Here is a 19,606-nt window from a genome sequence, read left to right as displayed (position 1 = left end):
CGGGCGGGCTAGGTCGGTCGTTGCTGCGTGCTGGCTACTCTGCCGCCCAGAGGCTGGATTTGACCGATGGAGCTGTATCAGTTCAGGCATTCCGCCTTCTGCGAGAAGGTGCGGCTGGTCTTGGCGGTCAAAGGGCTCGACTACACCGTCGTGGAGGTGAGCCCTGGCCTGGGCCAGTTGGAGCTGTTCCGTCTCTCCGGCCAACGCCAGGTGCCCGTGCTGGTGGATGGCTCTGAGGTGATCGCCGATTCCACCGCCATTGCCCTCTATCTCGAGCGGCACCAGCCCGAGCCCCAACTGCTCCCCGAGGCTCCGGCGGAGCGGGCCAGGGTGCTGCTGGTTGAAGACTGGGCCGATACGGCCCTGGCGGCGGGCTGCCGGCTGGCCCTGGTGCAGGCCGCGGCCAGCGACGCCCAGCTCCGCTCTGCCCTGCTGCCCGATTCCACCCCGGGCCCCTTGCGCCAACTGGTGACCAGCCTGCCGGGCGGGGTGCTGGCTGGTGTGGGCGAGGCGCTGGCCAGCGTGATTGGCGTAGCCGAGCGCCAGCAACTGCAGACCAACCTCGAGCAGCTCGCCGTGCTGGTGGGCGACCAGCCCTATCTAGTGGGCGACCGCCTCTCCCTGGCCGATCTGGCCGTGGTGGCCCAGTTGGGGTTGCTCAAATTTCCCCCCAGCAGCGGCGTCCCCCTGGCGGGTCTTGGCGTGGGTGGAATCTTCGACCATCCCCTGCTCGAGCCCCTGTTCAACTGGCGGGATCGGATTGCGGCGGAGGCTGGCAGGGGCTGACTCGAGCCTCTGGTTTGGCTTGGGCATCAGGGTTGACCGGGGTCAGCTCGAGGCTGAAGTGGTTGCTGCTGCTGGCCGCTGCGGCCAACCCCAGGGCGGGCGAGGGGTAGCTGGCCTGCCATTGCTCGGCGCCCACGCTGCCGTCGCTGTGGCGGCTGTAGTGGCTGAGGGTTTCCACCCGGCTCACCCGCGGATCGCCCGGCCCATGCAGCACCTGCAGGGCCAGTTCATCGGCCCAGAAGTGATCCCCATCCGGCGTTTCGCTGCGCCGCCCCACCACCGTGGATTCGAGCCGCTGGTTGCCGCGCAGCAAAGCGATCTGGCGGTTGGGGTTGGCGGGGTCGTCCGCAACCTCCAGCAGGGCTTCCCCCAGCAGCGCCCGCCCGATCGCCGCCGCGTTGCCGGCCCGGTCGCCCACCACGGCACCGTTGGCGTCAGCGGCAAATTGCACCACCACATCGAAGTTGTCGCTGTGTAGCTGCCAGCGGCCCTCCATCCAGGCGGGGTAGGTGAGATCCCGTTGCCCCGGCAGGTTTAAGGGGCGGGCCAGCGGCGCCGGCAGGCGCCACTCGGGCCAGATGCTGGCCCGATCCGCCAGAGCGGTCGAGCTCACCGCCAGCAGCAGCGCCAGGATGGGTGCCAATAGGGCTGCTGCCATGTCCGATCCCCTCCTGCGGGAGCTTGATCATTACGTGGTGCTCGAACCCGCCGGGGCTGAGCAAATTCTCACTGCGGCCGAAACCCTGGCCTGGCTTGAGGGGAAGCTCGAGCAGCTCGAGCCCATGCCGGCCGACCTGGCGGTCCTGGCCACCTCAATTGAACGGGCCGAGCGGCTGCTGGCAACGGCCTGCGAACTCGAGCTTGCCCCTGGTCGGGCGATCCAGTGGTTCGCCGTGCGGATCGAGCCCCCGGGCTCAGTTGAGTGAGGCGGTGCTGTTGCCATCGGCGTTGCGCAGGCTGATCGGGGCCTGGGGCGCGGCAGCCGGTTGCTTGAGGATGGCCGGCAGCCCTGCCAGCACCTGGCCGGCCACCTGGCCGGGATCGGCCCCATCCTGCTGGATCCGCAGGTCGGCCTGCCCGTAGAGGGGCTGGCGCTGGCCCAGCAGCTCTCCGAGGCGGACGGTGGGGTCTACGGCCTCCAGCAGGGGCCGCGGTGTGGGATCGCGGCGCAGCCGCTCCAGCAGCAGAGATGCGGGCGCATCCAGCCACACCACCACCCCCTGGCGCATGTGACCCCAGTTCTCCGGCCGGGTCACTACCCCTCCGCCGGTGGCCACCACCAGCGAGTGCCAGCCGGCGATCTGGCCCAGCACCGCCGTTTCCAGGTCGCGAAACCCAGCTTCCCCGTCGCTGGCGAAAATTTCCGGGATGGTGCGGCCGGCCACCTGTTCGATCGCGTCATCGGCATCGAGGAAGCGGTAGCCCAGGGATTGGGCCAGGGGGCGGCCCACCGCACTCTTGCCAGCCCCCATCATGCCGACGAGATAGATGTTGAGACCCTTGAGCCTTTGGGCCAGGGCCTGATGGGTGGGATGGGGGGGGGAGGTCATGCCAGCGACGCCAGGGCCCAGGGCCCGTTTCTAGGATGGAGAGCCACCAACCCCGGGCGATGACGGCGTCAGCACCACGTCCCAGCCATGGCCGGGGTCGCCCTTGCGTGATCACTCGCCGGGCCAGCTTTAGTGCCAGCCATCTCTATTGGCTGCCCGAGCTCACTGCCGAGCAGAACCGAGTCCGCTTTGGGCCCTGCAGCCTGGCCCCTGGCCACGGTCACAATTACACCCTGATCGTGGCGATGGGTGGGGCCCTCGACGGCGACGGCATGGTGCTCAACCTCTCTGAGGTGAAGCACGCCATCCGGGCGGAGGTCACAGACCAGCTCGACTTCCGCTTCCTCAATGAAGCCTGGCCTGAGTTTGATCTGGGCCGGCCGGAGGGGCGGCTGCCCACCACCGAGGCCCTCTGCCAGGCCATCTGGACCCGCCTGGCCCCCCAGCTGCCCCTAGTGGGGCTGCGCCTGCACGAAACCGACACGCTCTGGGTCGACCTGCTCGCCCCCAGCCCCGACCCGACCCCCATGGAAGCCTTCCTCTCGATCCGCACCCACTTCGCCGCCGCCCATCGCCTGGCCCGGCCCGAGCTCTCCCAGGGCGAAAACGAAACCATCTATGGCAAGTGCGCCCGGCCCCATGGCCACGGCCACAACTACCTGCTCGATGTCACCGTCCGCGGCCCGATCGATGCCCGCACCGGCATGGTCTGTGATCTGGCGGCCCTGCAGCGGCTTGTCGACGAGCTGGTGGTGGAGCCCTTCGACCACACCTTTCTCAACAAGGACGTGGAGCACTTCGCCAGCACCGTGCCCACCGCCGAGAACATCGCCCTGCACATTGCCGATCTGCTTACCGCACCGATCGCCGCCAGCGGTGCCCGGCTGCACAAGGTGCGCCTGCAGGAAAGCCCCAACAACGCCGCCGAGGTGTTCGCTGAAACCCCCCAGCTCGAGATGGTGCCCGCGGCCCTGGAAGCCCTGGTGGCCGGCTGAGGCCCATGCTGCGGCCAGTGCTGCGGCTGGTGCTGGCGGTGAGTCTGGATGGCCGGTTGGCGCCCCCCGAAGGGGGCGCTGCCCAGCTGGGTGGCCCGGGAGATCGCCGGGTGCTCGAGGAGGCCCTGGCCTGGGCCGATGGCTGCCTGATCGGCGCCGAAACCCTGCGCCGCCACGGCAGCACCTGCCTGATCCACGCCCAGGATCTGCGGGCCCAGCGCTCTGCCGCCGGCCGCTCTGACCAGCCGGTGGCGGTGGTGGTGAGCCGCACTGCCGCCATTCCGCTCGAGCTGCCGTTCTGGCGCCAGCCCCTCGAGCGCTGGTTGCTGGCTCCGCCCCAGGCGCCCCCTTTCCCGGCTTTCCAGGCCAGGCTGGATTGGGATGGCTGGGCCGCCGCCATCGATGCCCTGGCGGAGCGGGGTTTGATGCGGTTGGTGGTGCTGGGGGGCGCGGCCCTGGCCGGCAGCCTGCTGGCGGGGGATTGGATTGACGAGCTGCAGCTCAGCCTTTGTCCCCGGCTGCTGGGCGGGCCCCACCTCTGGCTGCCCCTGCAGGCGGCGATCGGGAGGGGTGACTGGCACCTGCAGGAGCACCGCCGGCTGGAGGGCGATGAGTTGCTGCTGAGCTACCGGCGGGGTTTGGCGAATCCCTGCACCAGCTCCTTGAGTGGGATGGGTTGAAGGCTGTTGGCCGGCAGCCCCAGCATGCGGGCCAGGCAGCGTTTCACCACCACCTCGCTGTCGGCACCAAAATCACCGCGAACCATCTCGCCCAGCACCGCCAGGCTGCGGGGGCTTTCAGCGGTTTCCTCCACCAGGCACTTGCTGGTGGGGCGGGCCAGTTGGGCGCAGGGTTCTTCCAGCTGGGCGGCCAGGTTGCCATTGCCCGCCGCCGCTGTTTCCACACAGACGCTTTTGATCCGCTGTTCGAGCTGGGGGCGCAGCAGCTGCAGCACCGGCAACAACAGGTTTGCCTGCAGCGCGTTTGCTAGCAAGGCAGGTGCCAGCAAGGCAGGGGCAAGCAGGTTGGCCAGCAGGGCCGGCATGGGTTGGGGCACCGAGGTGGTGCAGCTTTGGCTAGTTTTGCCCCTTAGCCTCCCTATCGGCCATTTTGCCTGCCATGGCTGAGTTGCAGGCCCGCTGGCACCAGAGCCTCGCCGCGATCCCCGAGCTCAGTTGGGATGCCCTGCTGGCCGCTGCCCATCCCCAGGGTCTGCCCTTCTACCGCTGGCGCTGGCTGCAGCAGCTCGAGGCCAGCGCCAGCATCGTGCCCCGCCAAGGCTGGCAGGGGTGCCACCTGGGCCTGTGGCGGGCTGGGCAGTTGGTGGCGGTGGCCCCCTTGTATCTCAAGGGTCACAGCTACGGCGAATTCGTGTTTGACCAGAGCTTCGCCCAGCTCGCCGGCCAGCTGGGCCTGAGCTATTACCCGAAGTTGGTGGGGATGAGTCCGGTGAGCCCGGTGCAGGGCTATCGCTTCTTGATCGACCCCGCCGAGGACTCCGCTGCGATCACCGCCCTGATGATGGAGCTGATCGATGGCTTCTGTCGCCAGAACGCCATTCTCAGCTGCAACTTTCTCTACGTCGACCCTGCCTGGCAGCCGTTGGCCGAAGCTGCCGGCTGCGCCGCCTGGGTCAACCAGCAGAGCCTGTGGACCAACCCCGGATTCCCCGATTTTGGCGCCTATCTGGCCAGCTTCAACGCCAACCAGCGCCGCAACATCAAGCGGGAACGGCTGGCGGTGGCGGCCGCGGGTTTGGAGGTCACTGCCCTGGCGGGGGAGACCATCCCGCCGCAGCTGCTGCGACGCATGCACCACTTCTACGCCCAGCACTGCAGCCGCTGGGGCGCTTGGGGCAGCAAGTACCTCAGCGAGGCCTTCTTTGAGGCCCTGGCCGTGGATCCGGCCCTGCGCCGCCACCTGGTGCTCTTCAGCGCCCACCGGCAGGATCCCGGCGACCCTGTGGCGATGTCCCTGTGTGTTCGCAGTGATGACCAGCTCTGGGGCCGCTACTGGGGCAGCGACGCAGAGATCGACTGCCTCCATTTCGAGGTGTGTTATTACGCGCCCATTGCCTGGGCGATTGCCAACGGCATCCGCCACTTCGATCCTGGGGCCGGCGGCAGCCACAAGAGGCGCCGGGGCTTCGTGGCCCAGCCCCGGGTCAGCTTGCATCGCTGGAGCGATCCTCGCTTTGCGGCGATCCTGCGCCAGTGGCTGCCAGGGGCCAATGCCGAAATGGCCGAGGCGATGGCTGCCATGAATGCGGAGCTGCCCTTCACGGCTGCCTACGATCCTCCCCATGCCTGACCAGCCCCCCACCCGTCAGCAGCTCGATGACCAGCTATCCCAGCGGTTCATCGCCCTTGATTCCGCGGGCTATTTCCTGATTCGCATCGACCCCCAGGCCCAGGAGCTGGTGGTCGAGCACTACGGCAACGGGATCGACGGGCGCGGCTTGGCCACCGATCCGGAAACCGGCGAAGTGCTCAGCTGCCGTGGTGGCGGCGCGCCGCGGCAGCCCTTGGCGGTGTTCCGGGGCCGTACTGCCAAGCAGGTTGGCATTGCCCTCACGGAAGGACCATCCCCCCATCCCCTCAGTTGTCTCGACCATGCCCTCTACCTGGGCCGGGAGTTGCAACGGGCCCAGGCCTGTCTGGAGCAGGGCCTGGAGTACGTGCAGGACTGAGTCGGGCGGATTCAGACCGGTTGGAGCTCCCGGCTGGGTTCGGCAGGGGCCTTGGGGGGATCGGGGGGCAGCACGGCCAGCTGCTCTTCGATTTCCCGCCGCACGATGGCGCGGTATTCCAGGAAGTGCTCGTTGTGGGCCAGGATTGAGATGAAGCCGATCAGGCGCTTGGGGTTTTGGCGGTACATGCCGTAAAGGGCTTTCCAGAACCGCACCCGGGTATCGCGCTTGAGGCCCTGGCGCCAGAGCACGATGGCCAGGGCCCGCAGGTCGATCCAGCTGGGAGGTTTGGCCGGGCGGCTGCCGGGAACAACCAGCTTCTTCCATTGCTGGGGCGGGAGCTTGAGGAAGTAGGAGTAAACGCGATCAATAAATGCATTGGGTTCGTAGAGCGCCCCAAAGGCATCAACGTACTCATTTGCGATGTCGCGAATCGGCCGGGTTGGTGTGAAATTGAGCAGGTTTGTCTGGTTCACCCCTTTGGCTGAGGCTTTGCCTTCAATCAGGCGGCCTTCCCTCTCAAGGCGATGCCAAAGCGCCGTATTCGGCAGGGCTTGCAACATGCCCATCATGGCGTGGGGGATGCCTGTACGGGTTACGAATTCGACAATTCTTCCGCCGGCACCTTCTTTTTCGCCGTCAAAGCCGATGATGAATCCAGCCATCACCCGCAGGCCATAGGAGGTGATCTTATTGACCGAATCCTCCAGTGAGCCGCGGGTGTTCTGCAGTTTGCCAGCCGTTTCAAGGCTCGATTCGTCCGGAGTTTCGATGCCGAGGAAGACGCTCTCAAAGCGGCACTCCACCATCATCTGCATCAGGGCATCATCGGCCGCTAGGTCAACCGAAGCTTCGGTGGCGAAGCTGAAGGGGAAGCCGTGGTCAATCTGCCACTGCTTGAGCATGGGCAGCAGTAATTTGACGTTGCGCTTGTTGCCGATGAAGTTGTCGTCTACAAGGAATACAGACCGGCGCCATCCCAGGTCGTAGAGACATTGGAGTTCGGCAACTAATTGATCAGGATTTTTGGTGCGGGGCTTGCGGCCATAGAGCACGATGATGTCGCAAAATTCGCACTGGAATGGGCAGCCCCTGGAGAACTGCACTGACATTTCCGAGTAGGCGCCCAGCTCCAGCAGGTCAAAGCGAGGAACTGGTGTGCCGGTCACATCGGGCTTGACGCCGTCGGAGCTGAAACGGCCGCTGCGTTCCCCCCGTTCCAGGGCCTCGATGAACATCGGCAGGGTGATTTCACCCTCATCGAGGATCTTGAAATCCGCCAGGTCGAGCTCAGGGGCGTCGGGGGTGGAGCTGGCGAAGGGACCGCCCACGGCCACGGGGATGCCCCGCTTCTTGGCTGTGGCGATCTGCACGGCCATGTCGGCCTTCTGCACGATCATTCCTGAAATCACCACCAGCTCGGCCCAGTCCCATTCGGCTTCAGTTACCTCGCGCACGTTGCGATCCACCAACTTCATCTCCCATTGCTGGGGAAGCAGGGCGGCCACAGTCACCAGACCCAGGGGCGGCAGCAGGACCTTGCGGTCGATCAGCTCGAGGATTTTTTCGTAGCTCCAGAAGGTTTTCGGGAACTCGGGGTAGACGAAGAGGGTGCGCATGCAGGCAGCAGAGCTGGTGATGAATCTGGGCTGAGCAGGGGCGCTTGGACTGCGCTGGTAGGTGGGGGAACCGGTTGAATTGGCGCAAGCCTAGGCGGTTTGGCAGTGGGTCTAGGCCGCCAGCCATTCTGCTGTAATGGCGTCAGCATTTGTTTGGCAAGCCATGGCTGCTGCGATCTACCTGGGTCTGATGGGCGGCGGCATCGCCGTCGCTATTGCCGCCTCGATCGTGCTGCGAGGCATCAAGTTGATCTGAGCTCGGCAGCCGCACCCACCACCACCCCCAGCAGGTCATAGGTGTCCGCCCCGGTGATGCGCACCTGCACCAGGGTGCCCGGGGCGGCACAGAGCCCCCCCTTCCCCGGACTCACCCTCACCTCGCCGTCCACCTCCGGGGCGAAGCGGGCGCAGCGGCCGAGCATCTCGCCGCTACTTGGGTTCTCCTGCTCGATCAGCACGTCCACGACCTTCCCCACCCAGGCGGCATTGAGCGCCGCGGCGATCGGTTGCTGCAGGGCCATCAGGCGGTCCTTGCGCTCGAGTGCGATCCCGTGGGGCACCTGATCCGGTAGCTCTGCCGCTGGTGTGCCCTCTTCAGCAGAGAAGGTGAACACCCCCACATGGTCGAAGCGCTGCTCGGCGACAAAATCCAGCAGGTGCTGGAAGTGCTCCTCGGTTTCGCCGGGAAAGCCCACGATGAAGGTGGTGCGCAGCACCGCGTCGCCTAGCTGCTCGCGGATGCGTCGCAGCACCCCTGCGGTCACATCGGCCTGCCAGGGGCGGTTCATGGCCCGCAGCACCTCCGGGTGGCTGTGTTGCAGGGGCAGATCCAGGTAGGGCAGCACGTTCGGCACCTCCCGGTAGGCCGCCAGCACCTCGCTCGTCAGCCCGGTGGGATAGGCATAGTGCACCCGCACCCAGGGGATCTCCACCTCCCCCAAGGCCCGCAGCAGCTCCGCCAGCTGGGGCTTGCCGGCCAGATCGAGGCCGTAATTGGTGCTGATCTGGCTGATCAGCACCAGCTCCTGCACCCCCTGGGCCGCCAGTTGCTGCGCCTCAGCCACGATGCTCTCGATCGGCCGGGAGCGCTGGTTGCCCCGCAGGTGGGGAATGATGCAGAAGGCACAGCGGTAGTCGCAGCCCTCGGCCACCTTCAGGTATGCCACCGCCTCGCTGGTGGTGCGGTAGCGCGGCAGGTGCTCATCGCCTACGAAGGTGGGGATGGCGCTCACCTGGTTAACCCGCTCGCCGGCTTCGACCCGCTCCAGCACGCTGACGATGTGTTGGTAGTCGCCGGTGCCCACGATCGCTTTGGCTTCGGGAAGACTTTCGAGCAGCTCCTCCTGGAAGTGCTGGGCCAGGCAGCCGGCGATGATCAGCTCCTTGCCCTGCTCCGCCAGTTCCACCAAGGTTCGCACCGACTCCTCGCGGGCCTCCTGGATGAAGCTGCAGGTATTGACCACCACCACGCTGGCGTCCGCCTCATCGGCGCTCACGCCGTAGCCGGCCTCGGCCAGTAGGCCGAGCATGTGCTCAGTGTCCACCCGGTTCTTCTCGCAGCCCAGGTGGGCGAAGGCCACGGTTTTTTTGCTCATCGATCCGTTCTTCGCGCCACGGGCATCACGCCCTTCACCCTATGGGGGCGCGGGCATTGGGAGGGGACTGCGAGAATGGCATCAATGCAGCCGATGCCGTGACCTCCACCCGCCTCAGCCAGCGCCTTAACAGCAACCGGCGCCGCAGCGATCCAGGCAGGCGCTGGGCCCGGGTGGCCATGGCGGTGCTGGCCACCATCGGCGCCATCGATACCGGCGCCATCACCTTGAAGCGCTGGGGCCTGGTGGGCCCTCTGAGCTGCCCGGGCGGTGCTGAAGGCTGCGACAAGGTTCTCAACAGCCCTTGGGGCAGCGTGCTGGGCCAGCCCCTTTCCCTGTTTGGCTGGCTGGCCTACGGGGCCGTGCTGACCATGGCGGTCCTGCCGCTGGTGCTGCGTGACGATTCCAGAGCTGCCCTGGCCCAGCACAGCTGGCGGGGGCTGCTGCTGCTCAGCACGGCCATGGCGGTGTTCAGCCTGTTGCTGATGGGGCTGATGGTGGTAAAGATCCAGGCCTTCTGCTTCTTCTGCGTGCTCTCGGCCACGCTGAGCCTGGGCCTGTTCGTGCTCTGCCTGGTGGGTGGCGACTGGGAAGACCGCGGCCAGGTTGTCTTCCAGGTGGTGATCGTGGGCCTGCTGGTAGGCCTGCTGGGCATCGGCTGGGCGGCTTCGCTGGATCGACCGGCAGCGGTTCGTCGCGCCGGTATGCCCCCGGCGGTGGAGACGGTCAGCAGTGGCCAGGCCCTTGCCCTGGCTGAGCACCTCAGCCGGATTGGCGCCGTGATGTACACGGCCTACTGGTGCCCCCACTGCCATGAGCAGAAGGAGCTGTTTGGCCAGGCCGCCAGCGCCAAGCTCAAGCTGATCGAATGCGCCGCCGATGGCCAGAACAGCCAGAAGGCCCTCTGTGACACCAAGAAGATCGAAGGATTCCCTTCCTGGGAGATCAACGGCAAGCTCGACTCCGGCGTTAAGTCCCTGGCCGACCTGGCCCAGCTCTCGGGATTCAACGCCCCGGTTCCCTGATTCAGACCATTGCGGCGGTGCTGGGCGGGCAGCCCAGCTGCTGGTCGGTGTGCCGCTGCCAGAAGGGCTGGGGGGCTGGGGCATCGGTGCGGTGGTGGCCCCCCCGGCTTTCCGTCCGAAACAGGGCCGCCTCGATCAGCAGCCCCGCCAGCACCTGGCGCTGGTGCAGCTCCTGCAGGCCCTTGAGGGCAGGCACGTCGGCCGGTTTAACCAGCCCAACTTGGCCGCTGCGCAGCGATTGGAGCCCGCGCCAGGCTGGGTTGGCTTCCAGTTGTTGGCGCTGCTGAAGCACCTGCCGGAGGGCCTGCGCCAGGGGATGGGCACTGCGCTCCACCCCGGCCACCTGCCAGCAGAGCTCCCGCAGGGCGGTGATTTGCCGCTCGAGGGTTTCCAGACTGGGAAGGGCCAGCTCGATTGGGGCGGGCTGCCCTTCCCGGCCGGGCTCCTGGGCCAGGGGGGCTGGCGGCAGCTGGATCCCGCGTAGCTGGCGGGCAAAGACCAGACACTCCATCAGGGAGTTGCTGGCCAGGCGGTTGGCACCGTGCACGCCCGTGCAGGCCACTTCCCCCACGGCGTAGAGGCCTGGCAGGCTTGTGGCCGCATCCAGGCTGGTCCACACCCCGCCCATCCAGTAGTGGGCGGCGGGGGCTACGGGAATTGGGGCCCTGGTCGGTTCCAGCCCGAGTTCGCGGCAGCGGCCCAGGATGGTGGGAAATTGCTGCTCCAGGCGGGCCCCGCCGACGGGCCGCAGATCTAACCAGAGATGGTCCACATCGAGATCCCGCATCCGCCGGGCCAGGGCCCGGCTGACGGCGTCCCTGGGGGCCAGGTCTCCCCCCGCCAGGGCGGCCACGGGGCTGGCGCCATTGCTCTCCACCAGGCGGGCCCCTTCACCGCGGACGGCCTCAGAAATCAGGAAATGGGGGGCCCCCGGCAACATCAACGCGGTGGGATGGAACTGGACAAATTCCAGATCGCGCACCCTCGCTCCGGCTTGCCAGGCCATCACCACCCCATCGCCGCTGGCCAGATTGGGATTGGTGGTGTGGGCAAAGAGGTGGCCGCCGCCGCCGGTGGCCAGCACCACGGCCCGGGACCTGAGCCAGTGGATGCGGTTCTGCTCAAGCACTTGCAAGCCCACACAGCGACCGTCTTCCATCCACAGCTGCAGGGCCACAACCCCCTTGCGCTGCTCGAGCCGGGGCCGCTGCTGCACCTCCCTTTCCAGGGCCTCCACCAGGGCGCCACCGGTGCGGTCCTGGGCGTGGAGCACCCGCCGGTGGCTGTGGGCCGCCTCCAGAGTGGTGCTCAGGTTGTCGCCATCCCGATCAAAGGCCATGTTCAGCTGGAGCAGGCGCTCCACGCAGGCCGGGGCCTCATGCACAAGCCGTTCGACGGCCTCCCGATCGCAGAGCCCCCCCCCGGCCTTGAGGGTGTCGTTCACATGGCTGGCAAAGCTGTCATCCGGCCGGGTAACCGCCGCGATGCCTCCCTGGGCCCAGCGACTGGCGGAGCGGGGTTTGCTGCGGGGATCACTGTTGGGATCGCTGTCCTTGCTGAGCAGGAGCACCCGCAGGGGGCTAGGCAGCTCCAGGCAGGCCATCAGGCCGGCAGCTCCGCTGCCCACCACCACCACATCCCAAAACTGCTCTGGCATGGCGGCAGAAGACATCCGGCAAGGACCGGCACTAAAAAAGCCGCCGGAAGGCCCCGACGGCTTTCAAGCGGAGGTGAGCTTAGGGCTCAGCGGTACTGACCATCATTGATGCGGTCGTCGCCTTCGTTGAGGGCAATGGAGGCCTCAGTGACGGTGAAGTTGTCCTTGTATTTGTTGAACAGTTCCTTCTGGCGCTCGGTGAGGTCGAGGTTCAGCACGTCGTCGACGCTTTGGTACGGGCCCCCCAGCACGATCTTGCCCGCCAGGGTGGGATACATGCCGGGGTAGTCCTGGAAGCGGCGCACCGAACAGTTGTTGAGATCCACCTTGCCGGCGCGCTCGGCGATCTTGTCATCGATTTGATTGCGCCGCTCGGCGGCATAGGCCGCTGGCGGAAGCAGCAGTGTGATCAGGAGGCCGGCGAGCACAACACCTCCCATCAGCCAGGCAACTAGCCGTTTCATCACGACACTCCGTTGAACTACGGGACGAGAGGCGGCCAGGGCCACCGGAAGCCCAACGTTACAGAGAAGGGACCGGATCCCTGCAACTGGAGGCCCAGCTTTTTGCAGATCTTCAGATCGGCTTCCCCGACTAGATCAGCCCAGTCAGGACAGGGGCCCCCAGGGCAGCCAGCAGAAATAGGCCATCTACGGCCAGGGTGGTGGCCAGGGCGGCGCTGCAGATTCGGCCGGCCTCGCCCCGGCGCCAAAGCCAGCGGCAGGCCTGGATCAGGGCCGCTGCAAAGCTGATTACCAGGGTCAGGGGCAGGGGGGAAAGTACCTGACGGGCGAGGCTCTGCAGCAGCAGGGAGGCTTCCGGCGGACTGGCACTGAGCACCTGGGGCCAGCTGGCCATCACTCCGGTGGCCGCCATGGCGGCATCGGTGGCGGAGGTGCCCAGCAGGGAGCCCAGGTAGAAGGAGCAGGCCAGTTTCCAGCGACCCCGGAGGCCCGTGAGGGCCAGGGGCAGGGCAAAGGCCTCGATCGGCAGGTGCCAGAGGGGGTGAAGCCGGAACCAGCCCCAAAACAGACATCCGCCCAGCCAGCTGCCGCAGAAGCCCACCAGCAGCTCCCCCGCCCGGGCCAGTCGGGGGTCCCTGTGCCGGCTGAGTAGCAGGGCTAGGGCCAGCAGGGGCGCGGTGAAGACCGCGGCGCTGAAGGGAGCCAGCCTTACCCAGGGTGCTTGGAGAAAAACCGGCAGGGTCACCAGCAGCCCACTCGCCAGGGTCAAGCTGGAGAGGCCCAAGCGGGAGTTGCTCCAGGGAGCCGCCGCTGGCGCTGAGTCCAGGCTGGTAGCTGGCAAGAGTGCGCTGGCGGGGGCGCCGACCACTAAGGGATGTAAAGAAAGTTTTCTGAGCTTAAGGGGCCGGAGGGAGGGTGCGGGCCATAGGGTCCCCCCAGCCTTTCTGGTTTGTGATGGTTCCCTTTGCAGAAGTGCCGCTGCTGCCCGCCGCGGAGATTGGCTTTTGGGAAGCCTGCTTTCGCTCGCTGGTGCTGGGGGTGGTGCAGGGGCTTACCGAGTTTCTGCCGATCAGCAGCACGGCCCATCTCAAGGTGGTGCCGGTGCTCCTGGGTTGGGGTGATCCGGGCGTGGCGGTGACGGCCGTGATCCAGCTGGGCAGCATTGTGGCCGTGCTGGCCTACTTCCGCTCCGACCTGGCCGCGGTGTTGCGCGGCGTCAGCCGGGCCTGCCGCCATGGCCAGTGGAACGATCCCTCCGCCCGCCTGGGGGTTGCCATCGCTTTGGGCACCGTGCCGATTGTGTTGGCGGGTCTGGCCCTCAAACTTTGGCTGCCGGGCTACGACAACTCACCGCTGCGGAGCATGGGGTCCATCGCCGTCGTTTCGATTGGCATGGCCCTGTTGCTGGCCTGGGCCGAGCTGGTGGGCCGGCGCCAGCGGCAGCTCGACGACGTGCTGCCTCGAGACGGGATCTGGGTGGGCCTGGCCCAGGCCCTGGCCCTGGTGCCCGGGGTCTCCCGCTCCGGCAGCACCCTCACGGCCGCCCTGTTTGATGGCTGGCAGCGCCCGGCGGCTGCCCGCTTCTCCTTCCTGCTCGGCATCCCGGCCATCACGCTGGCGGGCCTGGTGTCCCTAAAGGAGGCCTTCGCAGCTCCCGCCGGCGGCGGTCCCCTGCCCCTGCTGGTGGGGATCTTTTCTGCCGCGGTGGTGTCGTGGCTGGCGATTGCCTGGCTGCTGCGCTTTCTGCAGCAGAACAGCACCTGGGTGTTTGTGGTTTATCGGCTGCTGTTTGGCATCGGCATCCTGATCTGGCTGGGCGCCAGAGTGGGCGCCTAGTCAAGGCCTGACGCCGTGTGGAATGAGCCCTCAGCGGGCATCGCCCTAGCCGCCCTGGAGGGCGAAACGCCCAGGCTGCCCGCCCCCGCCGTGGTGGCCACGGTGGAGCCCGGCTCCATCGCCGAGGAGCTCGGCTTCCAGCCCGGCGATCGCCTGCTCAGCATCAATGGCCGGCGTCCCCGCGATCTGATTGATCTGCAGATGCTGGTGGGAGAAGAGGAACTCACCCTGGAGGTCGAAGACCCCAACGGCACCCTGCACCGGGTGGAGTTGGAGAAGGATCTCGATGATGGGCTGGGCCTGGGTTTCACCGAGGCCCTCTTCGATGGCCTCAAGCAGTGCAATAACCACTGCCCTTTCTGCTTCATCGACCAGCAGCCGCCTGGGCGGCGCAGCAGCCTCTATCTCAAGGATGACGACTACCGGCTGAGTTTTCTTTACGGCTCCTACCTAACCCTTACCAACCTGGGCGCCGCAGATTGGCAGCGGATTGAGGAGCAGCGGCTCTCCCCCCTGTTTGTATCTGTCCATGCCACCGATCCCGAGCTGCGCAGCCGCTTGCTGGTGAACCCCCGGGCGGGCCAACTCCTGGAGCAGCTGGCCTGGTTTGACCAGCGGGATCTGCAGATCCATGCCCAGGTAGTGGTGTGCCCTGGCCTCAATGACGGTCAGGCCCTGGAAAGGACATTGGCCGATCTGGCGGCCTTTGGCGGCGGTGAATGGCCGGCGGTGCTCTCGGCCGCGGTAGTGCCGGTGGGCCTCACCCGCTTTCGCCCCGCTGGGGATGCCCTGGTGCCCGTTGATCGGCGCTCAGCACTCCAGGTGATCGCCCTGGTGGAACCGCTGCAGCTGCAGTTCCAGCAACGCCTGGGCAGCCGTTTCGCCTGGCTCTCCGACGAGTGGTATCTGATGGCGGGGCTGCCCTTGCCTCCCCGCAGCGAATATGAGGATCTGCCCCAGCAGGAGAATGGCGTCGGCAGTATCCGCGCCTTCCTAGAAGCGCTGGACCTGGCCACCCGCAATCTGCCCCGGGCCCTGGCCAGGCCCCGTCGCCTCAGCTGGGTGGTGGGGAGGCTGGTGGCTGAGGCGCTGGAGCCGGTGGTGACCCGGCTGAATGGGGTGGCGGGGCTGGAGCTGATCCTGCACGGCTTGCCGAGCCCCTACTGGGGACAGGACCAGGTGGTCACCGGCCTGCTGACGGGTTCGGATCTGCTGGGCGGCCTGGCCGCTTGCGACCTGGGTGAGGCCCTGCTGCTGCCGGCTGTGATGCTGCGCCAGGGGGAGCCGGTTTTTCTCGACGACCTGCCCTTAGCCGAGCTCGAGCGGCAGCTGCCCGTGCCGGTGATTTTGCTTCGGGGTGCGGAGGATCTGGTGGCCGCTTGTCTGGGCGGCCAACTTCAATCTCCTTAAGATCTGTCTATTCCAAGAACCTTTGGTGTGCCCAAGCCCATCTCGCGACTAGGCCTCCTGGCTCTCCTAGGGGCTTCGATGGTGCTGCAAGTAGCCGGAGCCCAGGAGCAGCCCGCGAGTCCTGCCCTGCCCCTGGCACCAGACACCGTGGGCGCCGACCCCAACAAAAAACTGCGCGGCTATCGCCCCCGGGTCAATCCCGCCCTGGTGCCCCCTGCCGCCACCCAGCTCGCCCCTGGCCTGGAAAATCTGGCCGCCCCGGCCTCCCTGGCCCTGCCGGTCAAGCCCGGGCAGGTGGTGATCGAGCAACTGCGGCCCCTGGGCCTGCAGGAGGTGGAAAACCTCGCCGAAGTCAATAATCCCAACCTCAAGGCGATCGCCAGCCAGGTGGACCAGGCCCAGAGCAATCTGCGGGCCCAGATAGCCCTCTGGTATCCCAGCCTCAACCTGCAAGCCAACTCCCTGCCCACCTTCACCACGGGCGTAGCCCGAGCCAATGGGGCCAACGGCATAACCCGCACGTCTGCCACGGACCGGTGGGCTTTCGGGACATTGTTGACGGCCCAGTGGGCCCTGATCAACCCCCAGCGCACCCCCACCATTGCCGCCGCTCGTGATCAATTTGAAAAGGCCAAGTTTCAATACGTAATCGCCCTGCGGGATCTGCGTCTCCAGGTTGCTACCTCCTATTTCGACCTGCAACAGGCCGATGACCAGGTGCGCATCGGCCAGGAATCGGTGCGGGCCTCGATCGTCAGCCTGCGGGATGCCAAGGCCCGTTTCCAGGCCGGTGTCGCCACCAAGCTCGAGGTGCTCGAGGCGGAAACCCAGCTAGCGCGCGACCAGCAGCTGCTCACCAATGCCCTGGCAGCCCAGGCCATCGCCCGGCGCAGCCTGGCGGCCCTGCTGGATCTGCCCCAGAACGTCACCCCCACGGCCAAGGATCCGGCCCGGGTGGTCGGCATCTGGCAGCCATCTCTGCAGGAGAGCGTGGTGGCGGCCTACACCTTCCGCGAGGAGCTGGATCAGGCCCTGCTCGACATCTCGATCGCCAACAGCCAGGCCAATGCGGCCCTGGGTAGTGTGCAGCCCTTCCTGAACATCTTCACCGCCTTCACCGGCAACATCTTTGATGGCAATGAGTCGGTCATTACCGCCCAGCCGGGTTCCAGTGGCACGAACTACGACACGGCCATCGGCCTCAATCTGAGTTGGAAACTCTTTGATGGTGGTGCGGCTGCAGCCCAGTCACGCCAGAACAAGCAGCTGGCCCAGGAAAACACGTTCCGCTTTGCCCAGCGGCGCGATGGCATCCGTCTGGAGGTGGAGGAGAGCTTCTACGAGCTGGAGAAAAACAACCGCAACATCGTCACCACCTCCCGGGAAGTGATTTCGGCCAGGGAGGCGTTGCGCCTAGCCCGATTGCGTTTCCAGGCCGGTGTCACCACCCAGAGGGAGGTCGTCGACAACCAGCGCGATCTCACCCAGGCGGAAGTGCGTTATTCGGCCTCTATTACCGATTACAACAAGCGCCTGGCTGAACTGCGCCGCCGCACCGGCCTCGATCAGGTTGCATCCTGCGCCCCCGTTGCGCTGCCGGCGATGAAGCCTGCCGGGGCCTCAGATGTGCCCGTGGAGCCAGCCCCCCTGGTCCCCGCCTGTCAGGCCGCTGCCCAGGGAGCCCTGTGACCCTGTGAGCCGAGCCCTTGCCGTTCAGCCCACTCCCCTCGGCCTGGTCAACACCCTGCGGCTGGGGCTTTTCCAGGGTTGCTTGGGTTGCCTGGCTGTAATTTTTGCCGGCTTGCTCAACCGGGTGATGCTCAGTGAGTTGAACTTTCCTGGTCTGCTTGTGGGCGGAGCCCTTGCATTTGAGCAGTTCGTGGCTCCATCGCGGGTGCTGTTTGGCCAGATCTCAGACGCCCACCCCTGGGCCGGCCGCCACCGCATTCCTTACATCTGGCTCGGCACGGTCCTGTTTTGTGCCCTGGCTGTGCTGTCCATCCCCCTGATCTTCCATGTCGGCAGGCTGTTGGAGGCCGGTTCCCAGCCTGAGCTGGCCTTGGCAATTGCGGGGCTATGCGGCCTGTTTTCCCTCTATGGCCTGGCGATCTCCCTGGCCAGCACCCCATACCTGGCGCTGGTGATCGATCGCACCAGCGAAGCCGAGCGGCCCCGGGCGGTGGGCTTGATCTGGTGCATGCTCACGGTGGGGATCGTGATCGGGGCCATCTCGATCAACCTCAGCCTGCGCGGGCTCGATGGCGTCACCGATCCGGCCCAGTTGGAGCCAGTCTTGCTGGCCTTCATGGTGCGGGTCGCCCTGGTGGTGCTTGCCCTCACGGTCGTGGCCACCGTGGGGGCCGAGCCCGGTGCCCAGCAGCAAGCCCCCGGATCGGCCGGACAAAGGCGGGAAGATGCCCTCACCCTGGCCCAGGCCTGGGGCCTGATCACCTCAAGCCGCCAGGTGCTGGTGTTTTTTGGATTTCTGGTGATGTTCACCCTGGCCCTTTTCCTGCAAGATCCGATCCTGGAGAGCTACGGGGCCGACGTTTTTGGCATGCCGATTGCGGCAACCGCCTCCCTGAATGCGGTTTGGGGCATAGGCACCCTGGCCGGACTGCTGCTCGCCGGGCTCTGGATCGTCCCCAGGCTGGGCAAGTTGGCCACGGCCCGCCTTGGTTGCCAGCTGATTCTCACCAGTCTGGTGCTGCTCGCCTTGGCGGGCCTGGTGGCCAAGGTGCCGGTGCTCCAGGTGGTGATGCTGCTCTTCGGCCTGGCGGCTGGCATCGGCACAAACAGTGCCCTGGTTTTGATGCTTGATCTCACCCTGCCGGAAGCGGCCGGCACTTTTGTGGGGGTGTGGGGCCTTGCCCAGGCCCTCTCCCGTGCTCTTGGCAAAATTTTAGGCGGGGGGCTGTTTGATCTGGCCCGGGCGTTGCAGTCAATCCTGCATCTACCGGAATCCACCTATCTCCCCTATGCGCTGGTGTTCAGCCTGGAGGCGCTGGTTGCGTTGGCGGCCCTAGAGCTGCTCGGCCGCGTCAACCTGCGCCAGTTCAGGGAAGATACGGGTAGAAGCCTCACCAAGGTGCTTGCCCTGGAGCTCGGATGAATACTGTCCCGCCTGTCCTTTCTCCACCAGTGCTGATGCCGGGGCTGGCCGAGCTGATCGATCGGGTGGCGGAACGTCAGCGGGCTGATTTTGGCCATGTGGCCTCCGATCTCAAAGCTGATGGCAGCCTGATTACCGCCTGTGACCGCTGGAGTGACGCCACCCTGGTGGAGGGGCTAGCGGGCCTGTTCCCCGGTGAGGGAGTGCTCAGTGAAGAGGGGGCCAAAACCGTGCCCCGATCGCAGGCCTACTGGGTGGTGGATCCCCTTGATGGCACTACCAATTTTGCCTCCGGCATCCCCTACTGGGCCATATCTATGGCGCGCTTTGAAGCCGGCCGCCCCGTACTGGCGGTGCTGGATGTGCCGCCGCTGCGGCAGCGCATCGTGGCGATCCGCGGCCAGGGAGCCTGGCGCAATGGGCGTCCCCTGTCCCCCCCATCGCATCAGATCCAAGCCGCCGAGTGCGCCTCCCTCTGCAGTCGCTCGATAGGGGTGCTGCAGAAGCTCCCCAACCAGAGGTTCCCTGGAAAAATCCGCCTACTGGGGGTTGCCAGCCTCAATCTGGTGAGTGTGGCCATGGGCCAGACGGTTTCTGCCCTGGAAGCCACACCCAAGATCTGGGACCTTGCCGCGGCCTGGTTGGTGCTCAGCGAGCTCGACTGCCCGATGCGCTGGCTGGGGCGGTCGCCAGAGGCCATCGCCGCCGGCTCAGACCTCTCGGCGGCTGACTTCCCTGTGCTGGTGGCCGACAGGCCGGAAACGTTGAGCCGCTTCATGCCCTGGGCCGAGGCCTTGAACAGCTAATCGTTGGTTCGCCTCCACCCAGGTGTTATGGTTGTGGACTGCGCGCAAGGGAGAGATGCCCA

General features: G+C 66.5%; 21 protein-coding genes. 13 read left to right on the top strand and 8 right to left on the bottom strand.

The window, feature by feature from the left end; all coding sequences use genetic code 11:
• Positions 1-66 precede the first annotated feature (66 nt).
• Positions 67-786 (top strand): glutathione S-transferase family protein, encoded by a 720-nt coding sequence (locus tag KBZ15_RS01055; RefSeq protein WP_255012713.1) that lies wholly within the window; start codon positions 67-69, stop codon positions 784-786.
• Here KBZ15_RS01055 and KBZ15_RS01050 read toward each other — a convergent pair.
• Complete coding sequence (locus tag KBZ15_RS01050) at positions 743-1,444, bottom strand: DUF6816 family protein (protein WP_255012711.1); 702 nt, start codon at positions 1,442-1,444, stop codon at positions 743-745. The two genes, KBZ15_RS01055 and KBZ15_RS01050, sit on opposite strands and share 44 nt — an antisense overlap.
• On the opposite strand from KBZ15_RS01050, the gene KBZ15_RS01045 reads away from it, so the two are divergent.
• Positions 1,443-1,712: a chlororespiratory reduction protein 7 gene (locus tag KBZ15_RS01045; protein WP_254930055.1), complete on the top strand. Its 270-nt coding sequence runs from the start codon at positions 1,443-1,445 to the stop codon at positions 1,710-1,712. The two genes, KBZ15_RS01050 and KBZ15_RS01045, sit on opposite strands and share 2 nt — an antisense overlap.
• Here KBZ15_RS01045 and KBZ15_RS01040 read toward each other — a convergent pair.
• The gene (locus KBZ15_RS01040; protein WP_255012709.1) at positions 1,701-2,336 is read right to left on the bottom strand and encodes a shikimate kinase; all 636 of its coding nucleotides are present in this window, start codon (positions 2,334-2,336) and stop codon (positions 1,701-1,703) included. The genes KBZ15_RS01045 and KBZ15_RS01040 overlap by 12 nt on opposite strands.
• Before the next feature lie 35 nt (positions 2,337-2,371).
• On the opposite strand from KBZ15_RS01040, the gene KBZ15_RS01035 reads away from it, so the two are divergent.
• Both KBZ15_RS01035 and KBZ15_RS01030 read left to right on the top strand, forming a co-directional pair.
• Positions 2,372-3,331, top strand: a complete 960-nt coding sequence (locus KBZ15_RS01035) for a 6-pyruvoyl trahydropterin synthase family protein (RefSeq protein WP_396123368.1) — start codon at positions 2,372-2,374, stop codon at positions 3,329-3,331.
• A 5-nt stretch (positions 3,332-3,336) separates the two neighbouring features.
• A complete protein-coding gene (locus KBZ15_RS01030; protein ID WP_255012707.1) occupies positions 3,337-4,011 on the top strand; it encodes a dihydrofolate reductase family protein in 675 nt (224 codons plus the stop codon).
• Here the strand turns inward: KBZ15_RS01030 and KBZ15_RS01025 are convergent.
• Complete coding sequence (locus tag KBZ15_RS01025; RefSeq protein WP_255012706.1) at positions 3,957-4,376, bottom strand: hypothetical protein; 420 nt, start codon at positions 4,374-4,376, stop codon at positions 3,957-3,959. The two genes, KBZ15_RS01030 and KBZ15_RS01025, sit on opposite strands and share 55 nt — an antisense overlap.
• A 74-nt stretch (positions 4,377-4,450) precedes the next feature.
• On the opposite strand from KBZ15_RS01025, the gene KBZ15_RS01020 reads away from it, so the two are divergent.
• On the top strand, positions 4,451-5,641 hold the full coding sequence (locus KBZ15_RS01020; protein WP_255012704.1) for a GNAT family N-acetyltransferase: 1,191 nt from the start codon (positions 4,451-4,453) through the stop codon (positions 5,639-5,641).
• Positions 5,634-6,020, top strand: a complete 387-nt coding sequence (locus KBZ15_RS01015) for a DUF4346 domain-containing protein (RefSeq protein ID WP_254930049.1) — start codon at positions 5,634-5,636, stop codon at positions 6,018-6,020. The genes KBZ15_RS01020 and KBZ15_RS01015 overlap by 8 nt, the downstream gene beginning before the upstream one ends.
• A gap of 11 nt (positions 6,021-6,031) precedes the next feature.
• Here KBZ15_RS01015 and KBZ15_RS01010 read toward each other — a convergent pair whose 3' ends face one another.
• Positions 6,032-7,639, bottom strand: coding sequence for a B12-binding domain-containing radical SAM protein (locus KBZ15_RS01010; RefSeq protein WP_255012703.1), 1,608 nt, complete (start codon positions 7,637-7,639; stop codon positions 6,032-6,034).
• A 136-nt stretch (positions 7,640-7,775) separates the two neighbouring features.
• Here KBZ15_RS01010 and KBZ15_RS01005 point away from each other — a divergent pair, with 136 nt between their 5' ends.
• Positions 7,776-7,895 carry a cytochrome b6-f complex subunit 6 gene (locus KBZ15_RS01005; protein ID WP_255012702.1) on the top strand — a complete coding sequence of 40 codons (120 nt, stop codon included), beginning with the start codon at positions 7,776-7,778 and terminating at the stop codon, positions 7,893-7,895.
• On the opposite strand, the gene rimO is transcribed toward KBZ15_RS01005, so the two are convergent.
• Positions 7,882-9,234, bottom strand: coding sequence for a 30S ribosomal protein S12 methylthiotransferase RimO (gene rimO, locus KBZ15_RS01000; protein ID WP_255012700.1), 1,353 nt, complete (start codon positions 9,232-9,234; stop codon positions 7,882-7,884). The genes KBZ15_RS01005 and rimO overlap by 14 nt on opposite strands.
• Before the next feature lie 98 nt (positions 9,235-9,332).
• Between rimO and KBZ15_RS00995 the strand changes: the two genes are divergently transcribed.
• Positions 9,333-10,259 (top strand): vitamin K epoxide reductase family protein, encoded by a 927-nt coding sequence (locus KBZ15_RS00995; RefSeq protein ID WP_255012699.1) that lies wholly within the window; start codon positions 9,333-9,335, stop codon positions 10,257-10,259.
• A 1-nt stretch (position 10,260) separates the two neighbouring features.
• On the opposite strand, the gene nadB is transcribed toward KBZ15_RS00995, so the two are convergent.
• The 3 genes from nadB to KBZ15_RS00980 all read right to left on the bottom strand — a co-directional run bounded on the left by nadB (position 10,261) and on the right by KBZ15_RS00980 (position 13,164).
• Complete coding sequence (nadB, locus tag KBZ15_RS00990; RefSeq protein WP_255012698.1) at positions 10,261-11,916, bottom strand: L-aspartate oxidase; 1,656 nt, start codon at positions 11,914-11,916, stop codon at positions 10,261-10,263.
• Positions 11,917-12,002: 86 nt separating this feature from the next.
• Positions 12,003-12,380 (bottom strand): photosystem II complex extrinsic protein PsbU, encoded by a 378-nt coding sequence (gene psbU, locus KBZ15_RS00985; RefSeq protein WP_255012697.1) that lies wholly within the window; start codon positions 12,378-12,380, stop codon positions 12,003-12,005.
• A gap of 130 nt (positions 12,381-12,510) precedes the next feature.
• Positions 12,511-13,164: a DUF3120 domain-containing protein gene (locus KBZ15_RS00980; protein ID WP_255012696.1), complete on the bottom strand. Its 654-nt coding sequence runs from the start codon at positions 13,162-13,164 to the stop codon at positions 12,511-12,513.
• A gap of 170 nt (positions 13,165-13,334) precedes the next feature.
• On the opposite strand from KBZ15_RS00980, the gene KBZ15_RS00975 reads away from it, so the two are divergent.
• From KBZ15_RS00975 to KBZ15_RS00955, 5 genes are all read left to right on the top strand, one after another.
• Positions 13,335-14,216 carry an undecaprenyl-diphosphate phosphatase gene (locus KBZ15_RS00975; protein WP_255012695.1) on the top strand — a complete coding sequence of 294 codons (882 nt, stop codon included), beginning with the start codon at positions 13,335-13,337 and terminating at the stop codon, positions 14,214-14,216.
• Positions 14,217-14,231: 15 nt separating this feature from the next.
• On the top strand, positions 14,232-15,626 hold the full coding sequence (locus KBZ15_RS00970; protein ID WP_255012693.1) for a TIGR03279 family radical SAM protein: 1,395 nt from the start codon (positions 14,232-14,234) through the stop codon (positions 15,624-15,626).
• A gap of 78 nt (positions 15,627-15,704) precedes the next feature.
• Complete coding sequence (locus KBZ15_RS00965; RefSeq protein WP_255012691.1) at positions 15,705-17,315, top strand: TolC family protein; 1,611 nt, start codon at positions 15,705-15,707, stop codon at positions 17,313-17,315.
• A 4-nt stretch (positions 17,316-17,319) separates the two neighbouring features.
• Positions 17,320-18,738, top strand: a complete 1,419-nt coding sequence (locus KBZ15_RS00960; RefSeq protein ID WP_255012690.1) for a BCD family MFS transporter — start codon at positions 17,320-17,322, stop codon at positions 18,736-18,738.
• The gene (locus KBZ15_RS00955) at positions 18,735-19,544 is read left to right on the top strand and encodes an inositol monophosphatase family protein (RefSeq protein ID WP_255012688.1); all 810 of its coding nucleotides are present in this window, start codon (positions 18,735-18,737) and stop codon (positions 19,542-19,544) included. Before KBZ15_RS00960 ends, KBZ15_RS00955 begins: the two co-directional genes overlap by 4 nt.
• The last annotated feature ends 62 nt before the right edge of the window (positions 19,545-19,606 follow it).

Origin of the sequence: Cyanobium sp. BA20m-p-22, from assembly GCF_024346275.1 — a bacterium.
In the GTDB taxonomy this organism is placed as follows: Bacteria; Cyanobacteriota; Cyanobacteriia; order PCC-6307; family Cyanobiaceae; genus Cyanobium_A.
The sequence above is the reverse complement of the archived record's forward strand: the minus strand, read 5'-3'. Positions and strand labels throughout refer to the sequence as shown.